The organism is Lactobacillus taiwanensis, from assembly GCF_017894345.1.
GTDB classification, from domain to species: Bacteria; Bacillota; Bacilli; order Lactobacillales; family Lactobacillaceae; genus Lactobacillus; species Lactobacillus taiwanensis.
Genome location: NZ_CP059276.1, coordinates 1,576,198 through 1,599,494, shown reverse-complemented (window position 1 = coordinate 1,599,494; position 23,297 = coordinate 1,576,198). Strand labels below are relative to the sequence as shown.

The 23,297-nt window shown below is 37.8% G+C and carries 11 protein-coding genes, 27 tRNA genes, 3 rRNA genes and 3 pseudogenes; 38 read left to right on the top strand and 6 right to left on the bottom strand.

Translation table 11 applies throughout. From position 1 onward, the window contains the following. Positions 1-3 precede the first annotated feature (3 nt). The 3 genes from H1A07_RS07915 to H1A07_RS07905 form a co-directional block, all read right to left on the bottom strand. Complete coding sequence (locus H1A07_RS07915; protein WP_210144864.1) at positions 4-1,377, bottom strand: NAD-dependent succinate-semialdehyde dehydrogenase; 1,374 nt, start codon at positions 1,375-1,377, stop codon at positions 4-6. Between the two features lie 101 nt (positions 1,378-1,478). Beyond that, positions 1,479-2,321: a helix-turn-helix domain-containing protein gene (locus H1A07_RS07910; RefSeq protein ID WP_094498205.1), complete on the bottom strand. Its 843-nt coding sequence runs from the start codon at positions 2,319-2,321 to the stop codon at positions 1,479-1,481. Further along, positions 2,314-3,114, bottom strand: a complete 801-nt coding sequence (locus H1A07_RS07905) for an alpha/beta hydrolase fold domain-containing protein (RefSeq protein WP_210144863.1) — start codon at positions 3,112-3,114, stop codon at positions 2,314-2,316. The genes H1A07_RS07910 and H1A07_RS07905 overlap by 8 nt, the downstream gene beginning before the upstream one ends. A 152-nt stretch (positions 3,115-3,266) precedes the next feature. Here H1A07_RS07905 and H1A07_RS07900 point away from each other — a divergent pair, with 152 nt between their 5' ends. From H1A07_RS07900 to H1A07_RS07795, 22 genes are all read left to right on the top strand, one after another. Then, positions 3,267-3,866: a TVP38/TMEM64 family protein gene (locus tag H1A07_RS07900; protein WP_057718234.1), complete on the top strand. Its 600-nt coding sequence runs from the start codon at positions 3,267-3,269 to the stop codon at positions 3,864-3,866. Further along, positions 3,866-4,420, top strand: coding sequence for a GNAT family N-acetyltransferase (locus H1A07_RS07895; RefSeq protein WP_210144862.1), 555 nt, complete (start codon positions 3,866-3,868; stop codon positions 4,418-4,420). Before H1A07_RS07900 ends, H1A07_RS07895 begins: the two co-directional genes overlap by 1 nt. 209 nt (positions 4,421-4,629) lie before the next feature. Then, positions 4,630-5,940, top strand: a complete 1,311-nt coding sequence (gene serS, locus H1A07_RS07890; RefSeq protein ID WP_094496670.1) for a serine--tRNA ligase — start codon at positions 4,630-4,632, stop codon at positions 5,938-5,940. A 500-nt stretch (positions 5,941-6,440) separates the two neighbouring features. Next, positions 6,441-8,013, top strand: a 16S ribosomal RNA gene (locus tag H1A07_RS07885). 219 nt (positions 8,014-8,232) lie between these two features. Further along, positions 8,233-11,132 (top strand): 23S ribosomal RNA (locus H1A07_RS07880). 61 nt (positions 11,133-11,193) lie between these two features. Next, positions 11,194-11,310, top strand: a 5S ribosomal RNA gene (gene rrf / locus H1A07_RS07875). Together the 16S, 23S and 5S rRNA genes with 16 tRNA genes alongside form the textbook arrangement of a ribosomal RNA operon. A 5-nt stretch (positions 11,311-11,315) precedes the next feature. After that, positions 11,316-11,388, top strand: a tRNA-Val gene (locus H1A07_RS07870). Between the two features lie 2 nt (positions 11,389-11,390). Next, positions 11,391-11,463: transfer RNA gene (locus tag H1A07_RS07865), tRNA-Lys, on the top strand. A 19-nt stretch (positions 11,464-11,482) separates the two neighbouring features. Continuing rightward, positions 11,483-11,567: transfer RNA gene (locus H1A07_RS07860), tRNA-Leu, on the top strand. A 1-nt stretch (position 11,568) separates the two neighbouring features. After that, positions 11,569-11,641 (top strand) — tRNA-Thr (locus H1A07_RS07855). Between the two features lie 19 nt (positions 11,642-11,660). Continuing rightward, positions 11,661-11,732 (top strand) — tRNA-Gly (locus H1A07_RS07850). A gap of 12 nt (positions 11,733-11,744) precedes the next feature. Beyond that, positions 11,745-11,830: transfer RNA gene (locus tag H1A07_RS07845), tRNA-Leu, on the top strand. 9 nt (positions 11,831-11,839) lie between these two features. Beyond that, positions 11,840-11,913 (top strand) — tRNA-Arg (locus tag H1A07_RS07840). Positions 11,914-11,918: 5 nt separating this feature from the next. Then, positions 11,919-11,992 (top strand) — tRNA-Pro (locus tag H1A07_RS07835). A 27-nt stretch (positions 11,993-12,019) separates the two neighbouring features. Continuing rightward, a tRNA-Met gene (locus tag H1A07_RS07830) sits at positions 12,020-12,093 on the top strand. 13 nt (positions 12,094-12,106) lie between these two features. Beyond that, positions 12,107-12,180: transfer RNA gene (locus H1A07_RS07825), tRNA-Ile, on the top strand. Between the two features lie 30 nt (positions 12,181-12,210). Beyond that, positions 12,211-12,284, top strand: a tRNA-Met gene (locus tag H1A07_RS07820). Positions 12,285-12,287: 3 nt separating this feature from the next. Further along, positions 12,288-12,360 (top strand) — tRNA-Asp (locus tag H1A07_RS07815). A 4-nt stretch (positions 12,361-12,364) separates the two neighbouring features. Then, positions 12,365-12,437, top strand: a tRNA-Phe gene (locus H1A07_RS07810). Between the two features lie 17 nt (positions 12,438-12,454). Next, positions 12,455-12,525, top strand: a tRNA-Gly gene (locus H1A07_RS07805). Positions 12,526-12,537: 12 nt separating this feature from the next. Continuing rightward, a tRNA-Ile gene (locus H1A07_RS07800) sits at positions 12,538-12,611 on the top strand. 2 nt (positions 12,612-12,613) lie between these two features. Further along, positions 12,614-12,703 (top strand) — tRNA-Ser (locus tag H1A07_RS07795). Positions 12,704-12,790: 87 nt separating this feature from the next. Here H1A07_RS07795 and H1A07_RS07790 read toward each other — a convergent pair. Further along, a pseudogene (locus tag H1A07_RS07790) lies at positions 12,791-14,049 on the bottom strand (ISL3 family transposase). A gap of 403 nt (positions 14,050-14,452) precedes the next feature. Between H1A07_RS07790 and H1A07_RS10315 the strand changes: the two are divergent. After that, positions 14,453-14,578 (top strand): annotated as a pseudogene (locus H1A07_RS10315) (IS110 family transposase); the annotation flags it as partial. A 239-nt stretch (positions 14,579-14,817) separates the two neighbouring features. Here H1A07_RS10315 and H1A07_RS07785 read toward each other — a convergent pair. Next, a complete protein-coding gene (locus H1A07_RS07785; protein ID WP_210144861.1) occupies positions 14,818-15,177 on the bottom strand; it encodes a hypothetical protein in 360 nt (119 codons plus the stop codon). A gap of 233 nt (positions 15,178-15,410) precedes the next feature. Here H1A07_RS07785 and H1A07_RS07780 point away from each other — a divergent pair. The 15 genes from H1A07_RS07780 to H1A07_RS07710 all read left to right on the top strand — a co-directional run bounded on the left by H1A07_RS07780 (position 15,411) and on the right by H1A07_RS07710 (position 21,853). After that, positions 15,411-15,482: transfer RNA gene (locus H1A07_RS07780), tRNA-Glu, on the top strand. Positions 15,483-15,506: 24 nt separating this feature from the next. Then, positions 15,507-15,597 (top strand) — tRNA-Ser (locus H1A07_RS07775). Positions 15,598-15,604: 7 nt separating this feature from the next. Further along, a tRNA-Met gene (locus tag H1A07_RS07770) sits at positions 15,605-15,678 on the top strand. A 3-nt stretch (positions 15,679-15,681) separates the two neighbouring features. Then, positions 15,682-15,754 (top strand) — tRNA-Asp (locus H1A07_RS07765). Between the two features lie 4 nt (positions 15,755-15,758). Next, positions 15,759-15,831: transfer RNA gene (locus H1A07_RS07760), tRNA-Phe, on the top strand. A 4-nt stretch (positions 15,832-15,835) separates the two neighbouring features. After that, positions 15,836-15,917, top strand: a tRNA-Tyr gene (locus H1A07_RS07755). A 6-nt stretch (positions 15,918-15,923) separates the two neighbouring features. Further along, positions 15,924-15,994, top strand: a tRNA-Trp gene (locus H1A07_RS07750). 14 nt (positions 15,995-16,008) lie between these two features. Continuing rightward, a tRNA-His gene (locus tag H1A07_RS07745) sits at positions 16,009-16,081 on the top strand. Between the two features lie 7 nt (positions 16,082-16,088). Next, positions 16,089-16,160 (top strand) — tRNA-Gln (locus tag H1A07_RS07740). 20 nt (positions 16,161-16,180) lie between these two features. Next, a tRNA-Cys gene (locus H1A07_RS07735) sits at positions 16,181-16,251 on the top strand. A gap of 31 nt (positions 16,252-16,282) precedes the next feature. Continuing rightward, positions 16,283-16,366, top strand: a tRNA-Leu gene (locus tag H1A07_RS07730). 114 nt (positions 16,367-16,480) lie between these two features. Continuing rightward, on the top strand, positions 16,481-17,647 hold the full coding sequence (locus tag H1A07_RS07725) for a glycosyltransferase family 4 protein (protein ID WP_094498331.1): 1,167 nt from the start codon (positions 16,481-16,483) through the stop codon (positions 17,645-17,647). After that, a complete protein-coding gene (locus H1A07_RS07720; RefSeq protein ID WP_210144860.1) occupies positions 17,640-18,683 on the top strand; it encodes a glycosyltransferase family 4 protein in 1,044 nt (347 codons plus the stop codon). Before H1A07_RS07725 ends, H1A07_RS07720 begins: the two co-directional genes overlap by 8 nt. Further along, positions 18,683-19,699: a lysylphosphatidylglycerol synthase transmembrane domain-containing protein gene (locus tag H1A07_RS07715; RefSeq protein WP_094496992.1), complete on the top strand. Its 1,017-nt coding sequence runs from the start codon at positions 18,683-18,685 to the stop codon at positions 19,697-19,699. Before H1A07_RS07720 ends, H1A07_RS07715 begins: the two co-directional genes overlap by 1 nt. An 84-nt stretch (positions 19,700-19,783) precedes the next feature. Continuing rightward, on the top strand, positions 19,784-21,853 hold the full coding sequence (locus H1A07_RS07710; RefSeq protein ID WP_210144859.1) for an LTA synthase family protein: 2,070 nt from the start codon (positions 19,784-19,786) through the stop codon (positions 21,851-21,853). Between the two features lie 200 nt (positions 21,854-22,053). Here the strand turns inward: H1A07_RS07710 and H1A07_RS07705 are convergent. Then, positions 22,054-22,524, bottom strand: a pseudogene (locus H1A07_RS07705) (transposase); the annotation flags it as partial. Positions 22,525-23,297: the final 773 nt, after the last annotated feature.

The following is a 23,297-nucleotide window of genomic DNA, read 5'->3' as shown; positions in this document are numbered from 1 at the left end:
AAATTATTTTGATACATCAATTACTAAATGTTCATTTACAAATGACATTAAGCCAAGCTCACTTAGTTCACGACCATAACCAGATTTCTTTACTCCGCCAAATGGTAATTCGGGAGCAGTAATCCAGCGCCCATTAATTACAGTCATTCCAGTCTCAATTTGGCTAGCAACTTCTTGAGCGTGACTTACATTTGAAGAAATAACACTTGAACCTAAGCCAAAACTTGAATCATTAGCTAATGAAATGGCTTCTTCTTCATTTTTAACTTTAAATACTTCAGCCACAGGACCAAATAATTCTTCGTTAAATAATGGATTCTTTTTATCAATATTAGTTAAGATCATTGGGCGGAAGAAAGCCCCAGAACTTTTAATTTCAGGATACTGATAATTAACCATAGCACCGTGCTCGATGCCTTTCTTTACCTGTTCAGCTAATTTGTCAGCAGCTTTTTGAGAATTCATTGGTGCAAGAGTAGTAGATTCATTTAGAGGATCTCCTGGTCTCAGACTAGCAAAGGTATCATGTAGAATGTTCATCACTTCGTTATATAGAGACTCAACAACAATGATTCGTTTAGAAGAGGTACATACTTGACCACAATTGTATGTTCTAGCATCACCTAATACATTTCTTAAAACATCTGGATCTGCATCAGCCAAAACGATAAATGGATCGTTTCCACCCAATTCCATAGTAGAGTTTTTAATGTTTTTTCCTGCGGCTTCAGCTACGCTACTACCACCACGTTCTGATCCAGTAACAGCGACACCTTGGACGCGTTTATCAGCAATTACATCACCAATTTGATCATAAGAAAGAAATAGATTTTGTAAACTCCCTTTTGGAGCACCAGCTTCTTCAATAATTTTTTCAGTTAATTCTGCGGATGCTGGAACATTATGAGCGTGTTTTAAGATAATTGGATTTCCAACCATAAAGTTAGGAGCAAAAACTCTAATAACTTGATATAGCGGAAAATTCCAAGGTTCACAGGCCATAATAATTCCTGTTGATTGTTTTAAATAATAAGCTGATCCTAATTCCGACTCTAAAGGAGTGGGTTCTAGCATGCTAGGAGCTTTATCAGCATAATAGTTACAAATATTAATACATAAATCTACTTCTTCAAGTGATTCTTGGTATAGTTTTCCCATTTCTAAAGTCATGGTTTTGGCCATTTCTTTACGATGTTTGCTGAAATTGTTTGCAATTTCATGAAGTGATTTGCTTCTAGTAGCAGGGAGTTGATTATACCAAGTAAGGTATAACTTTTCACCCACATCTAGGGCTTGATCTATTTCTTGTTGAGTAGCATTTGGATAACTTTTAATTAATTGATTTGTGTATGGATTAATTGATTCATATTTAGACATAAAATTTCCTCTTTTCAATATATTCATATTATGAAGCGCTTACTTTATAATGCTTATAAAAACCACTTCTTTTTAGTAAGATGATAAAAGAAGTGGTTCAATTAATTAAGACTGCTAATCTTTTCTAAAAGGACACGATTATTATTAAGACGAGCAAAAGCAGCTGCGTCATTTAGATACTGAGTAGTTTCTTCTTGAGTCCCGTCTTCTGCAATATTATTTTGTGCTAATTGATAAAGAATTCGAGCAGCAAAATAAATTACATGTCTTTTCTTGCATAAATCGTATCCCATTTTTAATAGCTTATCGGATTGTTGATAATCTTTGTTGCGACCATAAAACTCACCACCATTACATAAAATAGAAAGAAATTGTAGCAAGGAGTCTTCATCTTCAAGATCAACATTAGAAATTGAATTCAAAATAATGTCATAATAATGACGAGCTTTGTAAACGTCGTGCTGTAAATCGTAAACTCGACTACATCCTTTAAGAGCAAGAAGATAGTAAATTTTATTTTGCTTTGATAACTTTACATCTAAGATTGAATTGAAATAATATAAAGCATCAGTTTCCGAATGATCAAGTTCTAGAGCGATAAGACCGCGTAAATAATAATAGTGGAGAGTATCTTCTTGACGAACTAATTCTTTTTTATTAATGCTGCCTAAGATTTGAGCAACTTTTGGAAAATCAAGTTGAATAACAGCAAAGTCTGCTTCAAATAATTTATGGGATGTTTTTTTATTAGAATCTACATCCATAATATCTGCTACATTAATATTCATGCGGTCGCAGAGACTGTTTAAGATTTTTAAAGAAGGGATATGACCATTATTTTCAAATTTACTCAATGTAGATTGAGTACAAATGCCATTGCATAATTCGGTTTGAGATAGACCTAATTTTTTACGAATGGAAATAAATTTGTTAATATTAATCATTCTTTTTCTCCTTGATAGTCTGGAATAGAAAATCTAAAGATTCATCCAAGTAGTCTTTGGCATAGTCCATTGCGTGGCGATGCCCTTTGATGACTAATAATTCAACTTCATGATCTTTATTAGCTAAAAACGCAATAAAGTTTAAAACACTATCTAGAGGAACCAATTCATGGGCCGAATTAATCATTTTTAGGCGTCCTAATTTACTAAAATCATAATTTTGAGCATCCATTTGTTTATAGATAACTGGATCATCCTTACCTGCATAGGTCATGACAAAGAACTTATAAAAAGATTCAAAGATATCATGCAAATCAGTTAAGTGTAATTCATTGGCGCCATATCTTGAAGGTATAACTTTTTGATGATTCTTCATCCAATTAGAAAAGTCCACTGATGCAGACCAAGTTACGGTAGGAAAACCATATAACCCAGCAATATATAAAGCTTGAGTTCCGCCTACGCTAGCGCCAATCTGAACAATATTTTGTTGATCATCGTCATCAGTATATTCTGAATCTAAAAGCCATTCTACAAATTTTTTACTATCATTATGAGCAGCTGGAAAAGTGAATGTTGGTGCAAGACGATAATCTGGGATTAGAGTCATAAAGCCTGCGTTTGCTAACTTTATCCCCCAATTTTTGACATCATTCTTAGAGCCTGCAAACCAACCTCCACCATGCCAAAAGATTAGAATTTTAGTTTGTGAGTTAGTATTATTTGGAAAATAGATATCCGTTTTTAAATTGTTATTTTCATCGTAAATTATATCTTTTTTTATAACAACCATAATTAAACCTCTTAGTTATTTTATAGCACATTATTATTATAGAATAAATTTTTAGAGCTTATTCATTTATTTATTGATAATTCTTAGGCTATAGCGCCTATTTTGCCTTGTTTTTGTTATTATTAATTTAACATACCAAGGAGGGCAGAAAAATGTCTACTAAAACGAGTCGGAAATTAATCAATATTTTGACTATTATCATTACAATTATTCTGATTATTTTGAGTATTTATTGGTACAAATTAGGCATTTTTACCAGTCAAGAGAAAATGAAAGCTTATCTAGCAAATAAGCAAATAATTGGACCATTAATTTTTACTTTAATTCAAATAATTCAAGTTGTAATTCCAATTATTCCAGGTGGAGTTTCTCTGCTTGGAGGCGTCATATTTTTTGGACCAATTTGGGGTTTCGTTTATAATTACGTTGGAATTTGTATAGGATCTATTATTTTATTTTTCCTAGCACGACATTACGGCAAACCATTTATTTTGCATTTAGTTTCAGAAAAAACTTATGAAAAATACATGAAGTGGACAGCAAATCAGAAAAAGTTTAATTGGTTCTTTGCACTTTGTATTATTGCGCCAATGGCACCTGATGATATTTTATGCATGATAGCAGGCTTGACTGAAATGAAATTTTCTACGTATGTATGGATTATTTTATTAGGTAAGCCTTGGACTATTGCTGCATACAGCTTAGGCTTAATTTACGGCGCAAAATGGTTAGTGAAGTTAGTAGGCAAGTAATGCTGGAAAGTAAAAGAATTGTTTTAAGAAATATTGAAATGACAGATGCACCTATACTTTTAAAATGGGGACAGGATAGTATTTATCATAAAAGCGCTGGTTATCAATATTTAGAAGATTTAGATGCTGCTAAGAAAAGTGTCTTACAGTATCAGAATAGATCTTATAGCTACGGAATAGTTTTGAAAGAAAATAATCGTTTAATTGGCTTAGTTGAACTATATGAGCGTGGATTAGATGAATATAATGGACTTTTGATGACTAAAGATTTAGGCTTTTTATTAGATAAGGATTATTGGCATCAAGGGCTTATGACAGAAACTTTAAAATTGATAATTAATTATGCTTTCAAAGACCTGAAGCAGAATCAACTCTGGGCTGGGACATTTGTCTCTAATATAAATTCTCAAAAACTTTTGAAAAAATTAGGTTTTAGATATGTTTATACTACTGATTATTCAGCTGTTACATCTCTATTTAACTATCAAGAAAAATATTATTTATTAACACTACAAGATTGGCATGATATAATGCAAATAAACATGAAATCCTAAGACTAATTTCAGAGAGCTCATGGTTGGTGTGAATGAGTAAATAGTCGTTTCCAGATTTCGTATATGGGTAGGTAATTCTACACGGCTAGCACCGTTATCGCTATTTGAGTGTGGTATTTTTAACCAAATTTGGGTGGTACCGCGAACCGTGTAAGCCGATTCGTCCCAGTAGTAGGGATGGATTGGCTTTTTTATATTTAGGAGGAAATATGTTAGATATAAAAGTAATCAGAGAAAATCTAGATTGGTCAAAGAAAAAATTAGCTACACGTGGCATTAAACCAGAAGAATTGGATAAATTAGTAGCAATTGATAAAGAAAGACGCGAGGCTTTAACAAAGAGTGAACAATTAAAGCAAAAGCGTAATGAAGTATCTGATCAAATCGCACAAGCTAAGCGTAATAAAGAAGATGCAAGCGAAGCTATTAAGGCAATGCGTGAAGTAGGTAAAGAAATTAAAGATTTGGATAAAGAAGTAGAAGATCTTACTCAAAAGCAAAATTATATTTTGCTTCGTTTACCAAACTTCCCAGCAGATTCTGATCCGATCGGTCCAGATGAAAGCTACAATGAAGAAGTCCGTAAATGGAATGAACCAACTAAGTTTAATTTTGAACCAAAACCTCACTGGGAAATTGGTACTGAATTAAATATTCTTGATTGGGATACTGCAGCTAAAGTTTCAGGTGCGCGCTTTGTTTACTATAAGGGTGCTGGTGCTTTACTTGAACGTGCAGTTACAAACTTCTTCTTAGATGAGAATACTAAAGATGGCTATACAGAAGTAATTCCACCATACTTAGTCAATGACGCCTCAATGCAAGGAACAGGCCAATTCCCTAAGTTTACTGAAGATGTTTATACTATCGTTGATAATGACGATCCAGATAAGCCACGTGACTTAACTTTGATTCCTACTGCTGAAGTACCTTTGGTTAATTATTTCCGCGGTAAGATTTTAGATGCTAAGCAATTGCCAATTAATGTAACTGCATTTTCTCCAGCATTTAGAAGTGAAGCAGGTTCTGCTGGACGGGATACTCGTGGATTAATTAGAATGCATGAGTTTAGAAAAGTTGAAATGGTAAAAGTAGTAGATGAAGATAGCTCATGGGATGAGTTAGAAAAATTGACTCACAATGCTGAACATTTACTTCAAAAATTAGGTTTACCTTATCATGTTGTTGCATTATCAACTGGGGATGCAAGTTTTACTAGTGCCAAAACTTATGATCTTGAAGTTTGGATGCCAGCACAAGATAAGTATCGTGAGATCTCAAGTTGTTCAAACTGTACCGATTTCCAAGCACGTCGTAGTATGATTCGTTATCGTGATGAAAATGGTAAATTACATTTGGCTCATACCTTGAATGGTTCTGGACTTGCTGTTGGTAGAACAGTAGCTGCAATTTTAGAAAATTATCAAAATGAAGATGGAACTGTAAATGTCCCTGAAGCACTGCAACCATATATGCAGGGTATGAAAGTAATTACCAAGGAACCAAAATTCGGTGAATAATTAAGATTAATAGGTGAATAATTAAGATTAATATCAGTCTTTTGGTAGATAAAAGACTGGTATTTTTGTTTTATATGGATAAATAGCGTTTTATAATTTAGCACTCTAGAAAAATATTGCTAATTTTTTGTAAAAAAAGGGTTGACGAAAAGTAAAAAAGCCTGTAAAGTAATACATGCTGTTTGAGGCAAGCAAAAAGAGCAAATAAAAAAGTTCAAAAAAAGCTTGCCAAAGCGAGCGAAAGATGATAATATTATAAAGCTGTCATTTGAGAGAGATGAGAAAATTAAAAAGGCTCTTGTCAAAACTCAAAAGACATGATATAATATAAAAGTTGTCACGAGACAACGGTAGTACCTTGAAAACTGAACAAAGTTTCGCTGAAAGTGTGCGGGATATAAAAATCCCAAACAAAAGCGAAGTCAATTCGCAAGCAATAAATTTGAGATAACTCAAAGAAAGTTTTAGAGCTAAACGATAAAAAGCTCATTTTCAAAAAGGAAAATGAGAGTTTGATCCTGGCTCAGGACGAACGCTGGCGGCGTGCCTAATACATGCAAGTCGAGCGAGCTTGCCTAGATGATTTTAGTGCTTGCACTAAATGAAACTAGATACAAGCGAGCGGCGGACGGGTGAGTAACACGTGGGTAACCTGCCCAAGAGACTGGGATAACACCTGGAAACAGATGCTAATACCGGATAACAACACTAGACGCATGTCTAGAGTTTAAAAGATGGTTCTGCTATCACTCTTGGATGGACCTGCGGTGCATTAGCTAGTTGGTAAGGTAACGGCTTACCAAGGCAATGATGCATAGCCGAGTTGAGAGACTGATCGGCCACATTGGGACTGAGACACGGCCCAAACTCCTACGGGAGGCAGCAGTAGGGAATCTTCCACAATGGACGCAAGTCTGATGGAGCAACGCCGCGTGAGTGAAGAAGGGTTTCGGCTCGTAAAGCTCTGTTGGTAGTGAAGAAAGATAGAGGTAGTAACTGGCCTTTATTTGACGGTAATTACCTAGAAAGTCACGGCTAACTACGTGCCAGCAGCCGCGGTAATACGTAGGTGGCAAGCGTTGTCCGGATTTATTGGGCGTAAAGCGAGTGCAGGCGGTTCAATAAGTCTGATGTGAAAGCCTTCGGCTCAACCGGAGAATTGCATCAGAAACTGTTGAACTTGAGTGCAGAAGAGGAGAGTGGAACTCCATGTGTAGCGGTGGAATGCGTAGATATATGGAAGAACACCAGTGGCGAAGGCGGCTCTCTGGTCTGCAACTGACGCTGAGGCTCGAAAGCATGGGTAGCGAACAGGATTAGATACCCTGGTAGTCCATGCCGTAAACGATGAGTGCTAAGTGTTGGGAGGTTTCCGCCTCTCAGTGCTGCAGCTAACGCATTAAGCACTCCGCCTGGGGAGTACGACCGCAAGGTTGAAACTCAAAGGAATTGACGGGGGCCCGCACAAGCGGTGGAGCATGTGGTTTAATTCGAAGCAACGCGAAGAACCTTACCAGGTCTTGACATCCAGTGCAAACCTAAGAGATTAGGTGTTCCCTTCGGGGACGCTGAGACAGGTGGTGCATGGCTGTCGTCAGCTCGTGTCGTGAGATGTTGGGTTAAGTCCCGCAACGAGCGCAACCCTTGTCATTAGTTGCCATCATTAAGTTGGGCACTCTAATGAGACTGCCGGTGACAAACCGGAGGAAGGTGGGGATGACGTCAAGTCATCATGCCCCTTATGACCTGGGCTACACACGTGCTACAATGGACGGTACAACGAGAAGCGAACCTGCGAAGGCAAGCGGATCTCTTAAAGCCGTTCTCAGTTCGGACTGTAGGCTGCAACTCGCCTACACGAAGCTGGAATCGCTAGTAATCGCGGATCAGCACGCCGCGGTGAATACGTTCCCGGGCCTTGTACACACCGCCCGTCACACCATGAGAGTCTGTAACACCCAAAGCCGGTGGGATAACCTTTATAGGAGTCAGCCGTCTAAGGTAGGACAGATGATTAGGGTGAAGTCGTAACAAGGTAGCCGTAGGAGAACCTGCGGCTGGATCACCTCCTTTCTAAGGAAGGCGAAAGATGATGGAGAGTGCGAGAGCACTAAGAGAAGTCATCGAGAAAGCCAAGCGGAAGCACACTGAGAAACTTTGTTTAGTTTTGAGGGTAATACCTCAAGGGTTAGTACATTGAAAACTGAATATAATCTAAAGCAAAAAACCGAGACAATCGAAGAAAACAGATTGAAGAGCGACCGAGAAGAGAGAGAAACTCAACTTGAAATAGGTCAAGTAGAAAAGGGCGCATGGTGAATGCCTAGGCACTAGAAGCCGATGAAGGACGTGACGAACCACGAAAGGCTTCGGGGAGCAGTAAGTAAGCAGTGATCCGGAGATATCCGAATGGGGGAACCCAATACCGAGAGGTATTATCATTAGCTGTTAAGGCTAATGAAGGAAGACGCAGTGAACTGAAACATCTAAGTAGCTGCAGGAAGAGAAAGAAAAATCGATTTCCCAAGTAGCGGCGAGCGAACAGGAAAGAGCCCAAACCAGCTGGCTTGCCAGTTGGGGTAGTAGGACTGCGATATAGTACTTGAAGTGATAGCAGAATTATCTGGAAAGATAAGCCAGAGAGGGTGAAAGCCCCGTAAGCGAAATTGCAGAGAGACTTAGCAGGATCCTGAGTAGGTCGGGACACGAGGAATCCCGATTGAAACCGCGAGGACCATCTCGCAAGGCTAAATACTAACTAGTGACCGATAGTGAACCAGTACCGTGAGGGAAAGGTGAAAAGAACCCCGGAAGGGGAGTGAAAAGAACCTGAAACCGTGTGCCTACAAGTAGTCAGAGCACATTAAAGTGTAATGGCGTGCCTTTGTAGAATGAACCGGCGAGTTACGTTATGGTGCAAGGTTAAGTCAGAAAAGACGGAGCCGGAGCGAAAGCGAGTCTGAAGAGGGCGAAAGAGTATCATGACGTAGACCCGAAACCAAGTGACCTACCCATGACCAGGTTGAAGGCGTGGTAAAACACGCTGGAGGACCGAACCCACGTGAGTTAAAAATCGCGGGGATGAGTTGTGGGTAGCGGTGAAATTCCAAACGAACTTGGAGATAGCTGGTTCTCTCCGAAATAGCTTTAGGGCTAGCCTCGTGTGAATGATAATGGAGGTAGAGCGCTGTTTGGACTAGGGGCCCGTCAGGGGTTACTGAATCCAGATAAACTCCGAATGCCAGATATCAATGCACGGGAGTCAGACTGCGAGTGATAAGATCCGTAGTCGAAAGGGAAACAGCCCAGATCACCAGTTAAGGTCCCCAAATCTATGCTAAGTGGAAAAGGATGTGGAGTTGCGTAGACAACTAGGATGTTGGCTTAGAAGCAGCCACCATTTAAAGAGTGCGTAATAGCTCACTAGTCGAGTGACGCTGCGCCGAAAATGTACCGGGGCTAAGCATAGTACCGAAACTGTGGATGCATATATTATATGCGTGGTAGGAGAGCGTTCTAAGTGCGGCGAAGTTAGATCGAGAGGACTAATGGAGCGCTTAGAAGTGAGAATGCCGGTATGAGTAGCGAAAGATAGGTGAGAATCCTATCCGCCGAAAGACTAAGGTTTCCTGGGGCAGGCTCGTCCGCCCAGGGTAAGTCGGGACCTAAGGTAAGGCCGAGAGGCGTAGCCGATGGACAACAGGTAGAGATTCCTGTACTGAAATTGTTCGATAAGAGCAAAGGAGGGACGCAGGAGGCTAATGACGCATGTTGCTGGAAATACATGTGCAAGCAGTAAGAAAAAAGATGAGTCAAATGCTTGTCTTTAGATTTCAAGCTGTGACGCGGAGCGAAATAAAAGTAGCGAAGGTCATGATGTCACACTGCCAAGAAAAGCTTCTAGCCAGAACAATTTTACCCGTACCGCAAACCGACACAGGTAGTCGAGTGGAGAACACTCAGGTGAGCGAGAGAACTCTCGTTAAGGAACTCGGCAAAATGACCCCGTAACTTCGGGAGAAGGGGTGCTGATAGTAAAATATCAGCCGCAGTGAATAGGCCCAAACAACTGTTTATCAAAAACACAGGTATCTGCAAAATCGTAAGATGACGTATAGGTGCTGACACCTGCCCGGTGCTGGAAGGTTAAGAGGAGAGCTTAGCGAAAGCGAAGGTTTGAATTGAAGCCCCAGTAAACGGCGGCCGTAACTATAACGGTCCTAAGGTAGCGAAATTCCTTGTCGGGTAAGTTCCGACCTGCACGAAAGGTGTAATGATTTGGGCACTGTCTCAACGAGAGACTCGGTGAAATTATAATACCCGTGAAGATGCGGGTTACCCGCGACAGGACGGAAAGACCCCATGGAGCTTTACTGTAGCTTGATATTGAGTATTTGTTAAACATGTACAGGATAGGTAGGAGCCAGAGAAAGTAGGACGCTAGTCTTACCGGAGGCAATGTTGGGATACTACCCTTGTTTGATGGATCCTCTAACTCACAGAGCTGAGCGTTCTGGAGGACAGTGTCAGGTGGGCAGTTTGACTGGGGCGGTCGCCTCCTAAAATGTAACGGAGGCGCCCAAAGGTTCCCTCAGAATGGTTGGAAATCATTCGCAGAGTGTAAAGGTATAAGGGAGCTTGACTGCGAGAGGTACACCTCGAGCAGGGACGAAAGTCGGGCTTAGTGATCTGGTGGTACTGCATGGAAAGGCCATCACTCAACGGATAAAAGCTACCCTGGGGATAACAGGCTTATCTCCCCCAAGAGTTCACATCGACGGGGAGGTTTGGCACCTCGATGTCGGCTCGTCGCATCCTGGGGCTGAAGTCGGTCCCAAGGGTTGGGCTGTTCGCCCATTAAAGCGGCACGCGAGCTGGGTTCAGAACGTCGTGAGACAGTTCGGTCCCTATCCGTCGTGGGCGTAGGAAATTTGAGAGGAGCTGTCCTTAGTACGAGAGGACCGGGATGGACATACCGCTGGTGTACCAGTTGTCTTGCCAAAGGCATCGCTGGGTAGCTATGTATGGAAGGGATAAGCGCTGAAAGCATCTAAGTGCGAAGCCCCCTCAAGATGAGATTTCCGATGCGTAAGCAGTAAGACACCTTAAAGACGATGAGGTAGATAGGCTAGGAGTGGAAGCATAGTGATATGTGGAGCGGACTAGTACTAATCAGTCGAGCACTTGACCAAAGCTCAAAGGTTTAGAGCAGAAGATTATATTCAGTTTTGAGTGTAAAAGCTCAAGAAAGAGTACGGTGGCGATGGCAAGAAGGATACACCTGTTCCCATGCCGAACACAGAAGTTAAGCTTCTTAACGCCGAGAGTAGTTGGTGGGAAACTGCCTGCGAGGGTAGGTAGTCGCCGTGCTAAATGGAGGATTAGCTCAGCTGGGAGAGCATCTGCCTTACAAGCAGGAGGTCACAGGTTCGAGCCCTGTATCCTCCATTGAGTCGTTAGCTCAGTTGGTAGAGCATCTGACTTTTAATCAGAGGGTCGGCAGTTCGAGCCTGCCACGACTCATTGGCCCAGAAAAACTCAAGCGGGTGTGGCGGAATTGGCAGACGCGCTAGATTTAGGTTCTAGTGTTTTCGGACGTGTGGGTTCAAGTCCCACCACCCGTACCATGCCGATTTAGCTCAGTTGGTAGAGCATCTGTCTTGTAAACAGGGGGTCGAAGGTTCGAGTCCTTTAATCGGCATAAAAATTGAATAAAGAATGCGGAAGTAGTTCAGTGGTAGAACATCACCTTGCCATGGTGGGGGTCGCGGGTTCGAATCCCGTCTTCCGCTTATCATTATCATGCCGGGGTGGCGGAACTGGCAGACGCACGGGACTTAAAATCCCGCGGTTGGTGACAACCGTACCGGTTCGATTCCGGTCCTCGGCATATAATGATGCACCCTTAGCGCAACTGGATAGAGTGTCTGACTACGAATCAGAAGGTTGAAGGTTCAAATCCTTCAGGGTGCACACTTCGGGAAGTGGCTCAGTTTGGTAGAGCACCTGGTTTGGGACCAGGGGGTCGCAGGTTCGAATCCTGTCTTCCCGATTGTAGCTTAGAAGAAAGTTACAGGATGGCGGTGTAGCTCAGCTGGCTAGAGCGTCCGGTTCATACCCGGGAGGTCGAGGGTTCGATCCCCCCCGCCGCTATAGAGGTAAGCTTGGACCTTTAGCTCAGTTGGTTAGAGCAGACGGCTCATAACCGTCGGGTCGTAGGTTCGAGTCCTACAAGGTCCATAGGATCTTGGTTTTTTTATATAGAAACATCGCGGGATGGAGCAGTCTGGTAGCTCGTCGGGCTCATAACCCGAAGGTCATAGGTTCAAATCCTGTTCCCGCAATATGGTCCCTTGGTGTAGGGGTTATCACGCCTCCCTGTCACGGAGGAGATCACCGGTCCGAATCCGGTAGGGACCGTAATGGCTCGATAGCTCAGTTGGTAGAGCAAAGGATTGAAGCTCCTTGTGTCGGCGGTTCGATTCCGTCTCGCGCCATTAGGAAGCAAGAAGTTGCGGGTATAGTTTAGTGGTAAAACGAAAGCCTTCCAAGCTTTAGTCGCGAGTCCGATTCTCGTTACCCGCTTCAAAGGAAAAGGGGCCTATAGCTCAGCTGGTTAGAGCGCACGCCTGATAAGCGTGAGGTCGATGGTTCAAGTCCATTTAGGCCCATTGGAGATTTACTCAAGTGGCTGAAGAGGCGCCCCTGCTAAGGGTGTAGGTCGGTTTATACCGGCGCGAGGGTTCGAATCTCTCAATCTCCGCTTTGATAAAGCACATTGATATATATCAATGTGCTTTTTGTTTTGGCTATTTGTCAAATCCTGTTGATGAATAGTTTGTAAAGAGAGCTAAGCAACTAGAAAATAGTTATTTGGCTCTTTTTCTTTTACAATATTTTCTTCGAATCTAATTCTAATTAAAAGATGACTAAAATTTCTATAGCCATAAGCAGTCCGCTCAATTTGCTTAATCTTCCGATTGACACCTTCAAGACAACCATTAGAGTAGTTAGAAGATATACCGTTTGGGACACCGGTATAATTATGCTTAAAGGTCAGTAGTGTTTGATGCATCTGCTTGCCTACAGTGTGTTTTGAGTTAAGTAAGTGAATAATCTGTTTTGAATAGCAGTCATAAAGTCCAGCATAATCCAATATGTATTTTTGAGATCTTTGTTGCACTCTAAGCCGTCTAAGACAACATGTTCCTGAGTGAGATAGTCTTTAAAGTGCCAATCGTAGTAGGGAGTAGTCTTATTAAGTTTGTCATATTTCATGAGATAAAGCTTCCAAGGAGACTTTAAAAGCTTATATTCATGGCTTTAAATTGCTTCATAATTTGAACACGCAAACTATTGAAAGATCTAGTAAGCATTTGAACCATATGAAAACGATCAATAACAATCTGAGCATTTGAAAATAATTCTCTAGCAACTAGTGGATAATAGCAGTTAAGATCCATGGTCACTGTCTTAACCATTGGGCGAGCCTTAGGGGTAAACTTGTAAAAATAGCGTAGAATATCAGGCTTAAAACGAGTTCTAAGAATTTGAACAACTTTGTGAGTATCACCATTTAGACAAATGAAGTGAAGCTTCTTGCCTACACCTTTGAATTCATCAAAGGCTAAGTGTTCAGGCAGATGATCAAAATCCTCATAGAACTTAGAAGAGCAGGATTCTAATACTCTTTGAACCGTGTTGACAGATACAGTATGTTCTCTAGCAATTACTAGTCATTGAACGATCTTCAGTAAGAGCAGAAAGTATTTTTCGCTTAGACGTGTTAGAGATATAGCAGGCTTTATTAATAAGATTAGATTGAGCCATAGATCTTTTTAAACAGTCATTGCCGAGAACACGTTGTTTTCTTAATCTGATAGTAACGGGCTTACTAGCATCAGCAGTAATGAAATGAACGTTAGAAACGTAATGATCATTATGCTTAAGATTAGTAGAACGACAATAAGGACAAGTAGGCTGGATCAGCTCAGCTAAATATATTTTGTAAATCTTACCGTTAATATTTTCATTTGAATAATCAGAAAAAATAATGTTTTGATCTTCAGTATCAAGAGTAAATTTAATATAATCATTTAAAGAGGATATAGTTTGAATCTCCATACACTTAATTGAATTGGTCGAAGAAGGATTTTAAGTTAAGAGAGGCTATGGCCTCTTTCTTTATGCAATAAAAAATCCTGTCGATAGAATATCATAAATATTCATCAACAGGAAAAAGTATAGAACCTTTGTTTTGTATTATGTGTCTCTGTAGCATATGAGAATTAATCTAGTGTTAGCATTTTTAGAGAAGTGTGATGTCCTAGTTTTACTGAAAAAATGTCTCTTTAATATTAATTTGAATCAAATTATTTATAGAATGTAAGGCACCTAGAGCGTCTTTTTGTTTAAACATAGGAAGTTATAGCAGTTAATAGTCGTAGCAGACTACCTAATCGTAATAAATAATATGCATAAGAAGATAATCGAACTGTTTAAAAGTAAATAAAAACGATCTTCAAATAGCCAATACTATAAGAAGATCGCCATTGCATCAGTTCAAAAACTGATACGTAAAAAAATTGATCCTATCAAATATAATTACAACGTAGTCACAGAAAATAAAAGACTTTAGCTGAAATCAAATAATTAACTTAGGTACAGTAACCTATGAAAAAAAGTATAAGTTTTCATAGGCTTATTTTACATACTTTTATTTTTTAGTTAAATCAATAACAAGATTCAAGTAAGGAAAATTAGAAAATTAGTATAATCAACCATTAATTAGCTAAATAAAGTGCTGAGAATACTTGAATTGTGATAGAAAAAGGCACATTTATAAAAAACGTGCGCATCTATAAATAATTAAAAAAATTAGTTTTGAGACTTTAATTCTTTTAGAAGGTTAATGATTTCAGTATTTTGTTTAATCAAAATCCAATTTTGAAGTTTGATTGTATCTTCTGCAGATGTGTTTTTCATTAAATCACTTTGAGCGGCTTTATTAAGAAGAGATTCATAAGAAGAGTGGATACCTTGTAATTCGTGTTCAAATAAGTAGGTATCAGTTAACTTATCGATATAGGCAGTCACTTGATTGGCATCTTTTTCAATTAATTCTTCTTTTTGCCATGGTGTTAATTTTGCATGATCTTCACAGATAGAATTTCCATCAGCGAGTTTGATCGTATTCTTACTTTTTTCATTATCTATAATGCATTTATTTTGAGACATAGAAACACCTCCATATATGCACAGTGTAACACTTTGTAGGCAGTAGAAGATAGAAAAATGCAATAAAATGAAAAAAATACAAATTAGGGGTTGCATCATATGATTGTTTTTAGTAATATAGTTATTGCTGATGCGGAGAGTGATACAAAACAAAGCGTCAAAAAAAGTTAAAAAAACTTGTTGACAAAACTTTCCAAGTCAGGTATGATTAATAAGTACGTTAAAAAACGTATGACCCGTTGGTCAAGTGGTTAAGACACCGCCCTTTCACGGCGGTAACATGAGTTCAAATCTCGTACGGGTCATTACCATATTATAGATGGTATATTGGAGGATTACCCAAGTCCGGCTGAAGGGAACGGTCTTGAAAACCGTCAGGCGGGTTCTGCCCGCGCGTGGGTCCGAATCCCACATCCTCCTTAATCATCGCGGGATGGAGCAGTCTGGTAGCTCGTCGGGCTCATAACCCGAAGGTCATAGGTTCAAATCCTATTCCCGCAATATGGTCCCTTAGTGTAGTGGTTATCACGCCTCCCTGTCACGGAGGAGATCACCGGTCCGAATCCGGTAGGGACCGTAATGGCTCGATAGCTCAGTTGGTAGAGCAAAGGATTGAAGCTCCTTGTGTCGGCGGTTCGATTCCGTCTCGCGCCATTCTGGAGGCCTAGCGAAGTGGCTAAACGCGGCGGTCTGTAAAACCGCTCTCTCTGAGTTCGGTGGTTCGAATCCACTGGCCTCCATTAAATAGGGATATCGTATAAAGGTAGTACATCGGTCTCCAAAACCGCTAGTGTGGGTTCAATTCCTACTATCCCTGTTTTTAATATTATGGCGGAATTGGTGAAGTGGTTAACACACCGGTTTGTGGATCCGGCATGCGTGGGTTCGATCCCCACATTCCGCCCTAACATTGGGATATAGCCAAGTGGTAAGGCAATGGACTTTGACTTCATCATGCGTTGGTTCGAATCCAACTATCCCAATTTGTTAATGATCAGAGGTTGGCGGTGTAGCCAAGTGGTAAGGCACGGGTCTGCAAAACCCTAATCATCGGTTCAAATCCGATCACCGCCTTCGCCTGAATTTCCTGATTAATTTCATTTATGGCGGTGTGGCGGAATTGGCAGACGCGTCAGACTCAAAATCTGGTGTCCCCTAGGACGTATCGGTTCGACCCCGATCACCGCTATTTATTCAGACATTCTGGCAAAAAGACGTGAGTTGATTCTCACGTCTTTTTTTTATCCAAAATTGCAACTCCTATCTACTAATTTTATAATGGTCTTTAATGGAGGTATTTTACATGAATATTGGGCTATTTACCGATACTTATTTTCCTCAGCTTTCTGGGGTAGCAACATCGATCCAGACTTTAAAGAATGCTCTTGAAAAAGATGGACATTCTGTCTTTATTTTTACTACTACAGATCCCCATTTGGGAAAAGGAACTATTGAACCAAATATTTTTAGAGTTAGTAGTGTTCCCTTTGTTTCTTTTACTGATAGAAGAATTCCAGTGCGTGGGCTTTTTCAAGCTACTAAAATCGCTAAAGAAGTAAAACTAGATATTGTTCATACGCAGACAGAATTTGGAATGGGAATGATTGGAAAATATGTTGCTCATTCGCTGAATATTCCTGCAATTCACACTTACCATACTATGTATGAAGATTATTTACATTATGTTTTAAATGGACATTTATTGAAGCCATACCATGTTAAGCAAATTACTAAAGCTTATTTGCATAAGATGGATGGAGTTGTGGCTCCTAGTGAACGAGTTAGAGAAACGTTAACCCGTTATGGAGTTACAATTCCAATGCGAGTAATTCCTACTGGTGTAGATTTAACGGCAATTAATGAGAATCCTCATCGAGATGTACGTAAAGAGTTGGGCATTAATAAAGAGGATAAAATTATTTTAACTTTAAGTCGTGTAGCCGCTGAAAAGAAAATAGATCAAATTCTTGATGTATTACTTGCAATTTTGGAAAAAGAACCGGATGTAAAGTTTGTGATTGCAGGTGACGGACCAGACGTACAACCATTAAAAGATCAGGTGGCTCGGCTTTCATTAGAAGATTATGTGATTTTTGCTGGTAGCGTTGAACATAGTGACGTTGGAAATTATTATCGAATGGCAGATTTATTTGTATCAGCTAGTGATACAGAGACGCAGGGATTAACATATATTGAAGCTTTAGCAGCTGGTACCAAGAGCGTGGTATATAGTACAGATTACACAGAGCATGTTTTTGACAATAAGAAATTAGGCAGTACATTTACCACAAAGAATGAAATGAAAGATGAGATCATTGATTATCTAAAGGAAAATCAATTTAATATTCCTGAAGATTTAAAAGAGAAGAAATTGTCGGAAGTTTCAGCAGCTACGTTTGCACATAAGATAGAAGAATTTTATCAAGATGTAATCCAAAATAAACAAAAAACTGAGGTAAATTATGATTAGAATTAATATGTTTTCCCAGGCTGACTCTGTTCAAGGACAGGGAGTAGGTTCGGCATATAAAGAACTTGTTCGTTTACTTAGAACACGATTAGTAGATGACTTTTATGTAACGATTAATAAGTATGGCGCTAGTGATTTAACTCATTATCATACTATTAACCCAACATATTTTGCTAATAGTTTTTTACCTAGTCGAGGTAGAAAAATTGGATATGTACATTTTTTGCCAGAAACTTTGGATGGATCAGTTAAATTACCTGAACCAGCAAAAAGTATTTTTTATAAATATGTGATTGATTTCTATAAAAGAATGGATCAAATTGTAGTAGTTAATCCAATTTTTATTGATAAATTAGTGAAATACGGTATTAGTGAAGAGAAAGTAAAGTATATTCCAAATTTTGTAGCAAAAAGTGAATTTTATGAACAAACTCAGGTACAAAAGAATGCTTTTAGAAATAAATTGAATATTCCTTTAGATAAGTTTGTAATTGTTGGTGATGGCCAAGTACAAGAAAGAAAAGGGGTAGATGATTTTGCTAAATTAGCAGAAGCTAATCCTGATATTCAATTTATTTGGGCTGGTGGTTTTTCATTTGGCAAAATGACTGATGGATATGCTCATTTTAAAAAATTAATTGATAACCCTCCAAAAAATCTAAAATTTACTGGTATTGTACCACGCGAAGAATTGGTTAGTTATTTGAATATTGCTGATCTATTCTTATTACCATCTTTCGATGAATTGTTTCCGATGTCTGTCTTAGAAGCTTTTTCATGTAATACTCCAGTTTTACTACGAGACTTAGATCTATATCAAGCGATTATTGATGGCTATTACATGAAGGGAAAAAGTTTTGATGAGCTAAATGCTCAAATAAAATCTCTACGATCAAATCCAGATAAGCTAAAGAAATATCGCGTTTTATCTGCCCAGGCTAGTCAAGAATATTCAGAGGAGCATCTTGCTAAGATATGGCATGATTTTTATACGGAACAATATGAAATTGGTAGAAAGTTAGGACAAATCAAATAATGAACAAAAAACATTTTATAGGGATGCTGGTTGTTCTTTTAATTAGTGGTTTCGTTATTTGGCAGGAATTACGAAAAACCCCCATTAAAGAATTATGGGCAGCAGGTAAGAAGTTAAATATAACTTTTTTATTGCTAGTTTTATTTGTAATGATTCTGTCTTATGTTTGTGAAGCTGCAATTATTTGGATTTTGGAACATAAAAAAGGCGAAGTACATAGATCTGCGTGGTCCTTCTTTAGAATTCCAATTATTCAGGCTCTTTTTAATGCCATAACACCTTTGTCTACTGGAGGGCAGCCTTCTCAATTAGTAGCTATGATTCAAATGGGAATAGAGGGCGGGAGAGCAACCTCTATTTTGCTAATGAAATTTATAATTTATCAAATTTGTGTTTTATTTGCGTATGTTTCAACAATTATCTTTGGATTTCATATGGTAGTAACTAAATTTTCCGGCTTAGCCTTATTTATTTTGTTTGGTTTTGTACTTCATGTTAGTTCAATAATCTTTCTCTTAGCCATTATGTTTGCCTATCGTTGGACTAAAAATACAACAAACTGGCTGATGAATATATTAGAAAAGTTTATAAATAAAAATACTGTTGAAAAATGGCGTAAGAATACTATGGAAAAAATTGAAACTTTTTATGCAGAAGGTCAACATCTAAAGCGTGAAAAGAAGAAGCTACTTGGAGCGAGTATTTTAACCGTTGGGCAATTGCTATGTTTCTATTCAATTCCGTATTTGATTTTATTAGCTTTGAACTTAACTCCGTCTTGGCTAGAAGTTACGCAAATGAATATTATGATTATTATGTTCATGGCAATTGTTCCAATTCCAGGAGCGTCTGGTGGAGCGGAGTTTAGTTTTCAAACTTTATTTTCTACTTTTATTCATTCAAATATTTTGTTAACTCTAGGAATGTTTTTGTGGCGCTTTACCACTTACTTTTTTGGGATGATTTTAGGAATATTTGGTTGGTTATTCAAGCCTAAGAAAGTAAAAAGTCATTAAAATTCCTTAAATTTACTATTTTAATTTATCAAAACTATTTTTTAGTAGTAATATCATGAAAGAACAAAGTTGAGGAGGACTTAGATGGGACGCCTAAAAGCATCATACAATTGGTTAACTAAAACTAAATTAGGCTTTTTCACTGTAGTTGTTGTATTTTTTTGGATAAAAACATACTTAACATATATAACTAAGTTTAATTTAGGTGTAGTAGGTCCAATGCAAAAATTTTTGCTATTGATTAATCCGCTACCGACAGCAGTTTTATTGATTGGAATTGGGTTATTCTTTAAGGGTAGGAAATCTTACTGGATTATGGTCATAATTGATTTTCTTTTATCCTTGTGGTTATTTTCAAATATCTTATATTACCGAGAATTTTCTGATTTTCTATCAACATCGATTATTAAAACTTCGGGATCTACTTCAGATAATCTAGGAAAAAGTATCGCTGGAATTACAAAAGGTACTGATTTTTTAGTATTTTTGGATGTAGTTATTATTGTTTTATTAATAGCTTTTAAAGTTTTTAAAATCGATGTTCGCCGATTGAAGCTAAAGGTATCACTTTTAATTGAAGGGTTAGCTGTAGTATTAATTGGTACCAATCTGACTATGGCCCAAAAAGATCGCTCTGGTCTTTTAACTCGAACTTTCGATAATAATTACATTGTTAAATATTTGGGATTAAATGCTTTTGCTGTATACGATGGCGTAAAAACTGCGCAGAATAATGCTATTATGGCTAAAGCTAATCATAGTGATTTAAAGACTGTTCAATCGTATATTAAGAAAAACTATATTGCTCCTAATCCTGAGTATTATGGTGTAGCTAAAAATAAAAATGTATTAGTTATTCACTTAGAAAGTTTCCAACAGTTTTTAATTGATTATAAGTGGGATGGAAAAGAAGTTACACCAAACTTGAACAAACTTTATCATGCTAACGATACGATTAGTTTTGATAATTTCTTTAATCAAGTAGGACAAGGAAAAACTTCAGATGCTGAAATGATGCTGGAAAATTCTATTTTTGGGTTACAGTCAGGTTCGGCAATGTCCAGTTATGGAACGTCTAATACTTTTGAAAGTGCACCTGCTATCTTAGATCAAAAGGGTGGTTATACCAGTGCAGTTATGCATGGTGGAGCAGGATCATTTTGGAATCGTGATAATGCATATAAATCTTTTGGATATGATTACTTCATGCCATTGTCTTATTATCAGAATAAAAAAGGCTATTATTCAGGGTATGGAATAAAAGATAAGCTATTTTTTGAGCAATCTATTAAATACATGGAGCATTTACCACAGCCATTTTATCTAAAAATGATTACGGTAACTAATCACTATCCTTATGATTTAGATAAGAAAAACCAATCTATCGATAAAACTGATACTGGTGATAAGACAGTAGATGGTTATGTTCAAACTGCTCATTATTTGGATCAAGCTGTTGGGGAATTGATGAGCTATTTAAAGAAATCAGGTTTAGAAAAGAATACTTTGATTATGCTTTATGGAGATCATTACGGAATTTCCGGGAATCACCATAAAGCATCAGCTCAATTGTTAGATAAAGATAGTTTTAATAATTTTGATAATCTACAATTCCAACGTGTACCTCTAATGTTTCATATGCCAGGTCTTAAAGGCGGGATTAATCACACTTATGGGGGAGAAATTGATGTTAGACCAACTCTATTTAATTTATTAGGTATTAATGATCAAAATATGATTCAATTTGGTCATAGTCTTTTAGCAAAAAATGCTCCTCAGATTGTAGCTCAAAGAAATGGAGATTTTATTACTCCAAAATATAGTAGAGTAGAAGGAAGCTATTATTATACTAAATCTGGAAAACGAATTACTCATCCAGATAAAAAGGTAAAGGCACAATTGGCATCAATTTCAAATACTGTAACAACAGAATTATCTTTATCTGACCGTGTAATTACAGGTAATTTGCTGCGTTTCTATAGACCAGATGATTTTAAATATGTGAAGAGAAAGAATTATTCGTATAAAAAATCAGAATCGCTGAAGAGGTTAAAGAAGGCTGAAAAGAAGAGTAGAAATAGTCTATGGTATCAAAATGGAAAGAGATCAACACAAAGTGATTTTAAGACTGATGCGCCAGAATTGAAGAAGTAATCAAAATCGTGTTAAGCGAATATGCTTAACACGATTTTTCTACGTAAAGTCAAGTACAATAAGATATTTGGCTTTATTTTTAAGATTATATTTTTGAGTATCGTAAATATAGGCCGAATTACTTTTTTTAAGAAAGTACGACAAATAAGCCTGTAAACATGTCGTTTTTACAAGCTTAGAGCTATAATAAAATTGATCGATTAATTACTATCAAAGTCTTTTTGGTTATATGTGGCTACGTCATAATCATATAGGTGCTCATTGATAATCAGAGCATAAATAGTTCTGATTAATTTATGAATTGAAGCAATAGCTATCTTTTTAAACCCTTTGGGTTGAGAGGATAGCTTTTTGCTTTCATAATAATCTGCTATATGACATGCCTTAGTCTTAGAAGCTAGATCTATTTGTCCAATAGCACGATAAAGTAGTTTTACATTACCGTGTTTAGTAATAATTAAACTAGCATCCATTTCACCAGACTGATAGCGTCCTGGATCAATACCAATAAAAGCATTGATCTTATTTGGACTAGAAAATCTACGAATATCACTTAATTCAGCTAATATTCTAACAGCAGTAGTTTGAGCAAAACCGAGAATACTTTCTAGATTCGCAAGATCATGATTTGGTAAAGATTTAGCTGGTTTCACCATTCTAGAAACTAAATCATTTCATTTTTACTTTGACCAATTAATTCACAGACAGTAGAAGTAGACTCGCTTACAGCAATTCCGAATATAACTTGCATAATTAAACTTCCTAAGCTCAGTAGTAAAACCTATTTGCTTAGAAAGTTAGATCTAATTTTCAAAACTCGACATCAAATGTCCACATTCTTCGAAGAGATTACTAAAATTTTAAGCAAAACTGCCAGTTTTTTGTACGACATCAAGTGTCTAAAGCGTCTATGGCATATTGTTTTACTGCTATTTCAATTCTACAAGAGAACAAAAATAGTGAATCAATTATTCCGTCGAATAACTAATTCACTATTTAGCTTAGAATATTTTTTGTATCCGAATTTTAAAGATGGTTAGTAGGCTCAAATAGAATAATGTTGAGAATAAAACCAGATAATAATAGATAAATAAAAATTTAATATTCGGGAATGCAATTTTTTTAAAAAACTTGTTGACGAAAAGTAAAAAAGCCTGTAAAGTAATACATGCTGTTTGAGGCAAGCAAAAAGAGCGAATAAAAAAGTTCAAAAAAAGCTTGCCAAAGCGAGCGAAAGATGATAATATTATAAAGCTGTCATTTGAGAGAGATGAGAAAATTAAAAAGGCTCTTGTCAAAACTCAAAAGACATGATATAATATAAAAGTTGTCACGAGACAACGGTAGTACCTTGAAAACTGAACAAAGTTTCGCTGAAAGTGTGCGGGATATAAAAATCCCAAACAAAAGCGAAGTCAATTCGCAAGCAATAAATTTGAGATAA

Excerpts from the sequence above, each read along its gene's own strand:
- H1A07_RS07710 (WP_210144859.1), top strand. The coding sequence starts at position 19,784 with ATGGGACGCCTAAAAGCATCATACAATTGGTTAACTAAAACTAAATTA.
- H1A07_RS07715 (WP_094496992.1), top strand. The coding sequence starts at position 18,683 with ATGAACAAAAAACATTTTATAGGGATGCTGGTTGTTCTTTTAATTAGT.
- H1A07_RS07720 (WP_210144860.1), top strand. The coding sequence starts at position 17,640 with ATGATTAGAATTAATATGTTTTCCCAGGCTGACTCTGTTCAAGGACAG.
- H1A07_RS07910 (WP_094498205.1), bottom strand. The coding sequence starts at position 2,321 with ATGATTAATATTAACAAATTTATTTCCATTCGTAAAAAATTAGGTCTA.
- H1A07_RS07725 (WP_094498331.1), top strand. The coding sequence starts at position 16,481 with ATGAATATTGGGCTATTTACCGATACTTATTTTCCTCAGCTTTCTGGG.
- H1A07_RS07905 (WP_210144863.1), bottom strand. The coding sequence starts at position 3,114 with ATGGTTGTTATAAAAAAAGATATAATTTACGATGAAAATAACAATTTA.
- H1A07_RS07915 (WP_210144864.1), bottom strand. The coding sequence starts at position 1,377 with ATGTCTAAATATGAATCAATTAATCCATACACAAATCAATTAATTAAA.
- H1A07_RS07785 (WP_210144861.1), bottom strand. The coding sequence starts at position 15,177 with ATGTCTCAAAATAAATGCATTATAGATAATGAAAAAAGTAAGAATACG.
- H1A07_RS07900 (WP_057718234.1), top strand. The coding sequence starts at position 3,267 with ATGTCTACTAAAACGAGTCGGAAATTAATCAATATTTTGACTATTATC.
- serS (WP_094496670.1), top strand. The coding sequence starts at position 4,630 with ATGTTAGATATAAAAGTAATCAGAGAAAATCTAGATTGGTCAAAGAAA.
- H1A07_RS07895 (WP_210144862.1), top strand. The coding sequence starts at position 3,866 with ATGCTGGAAAGTAAAAGAATTGTTTTAAGAAATATTGAAATGACAGAT.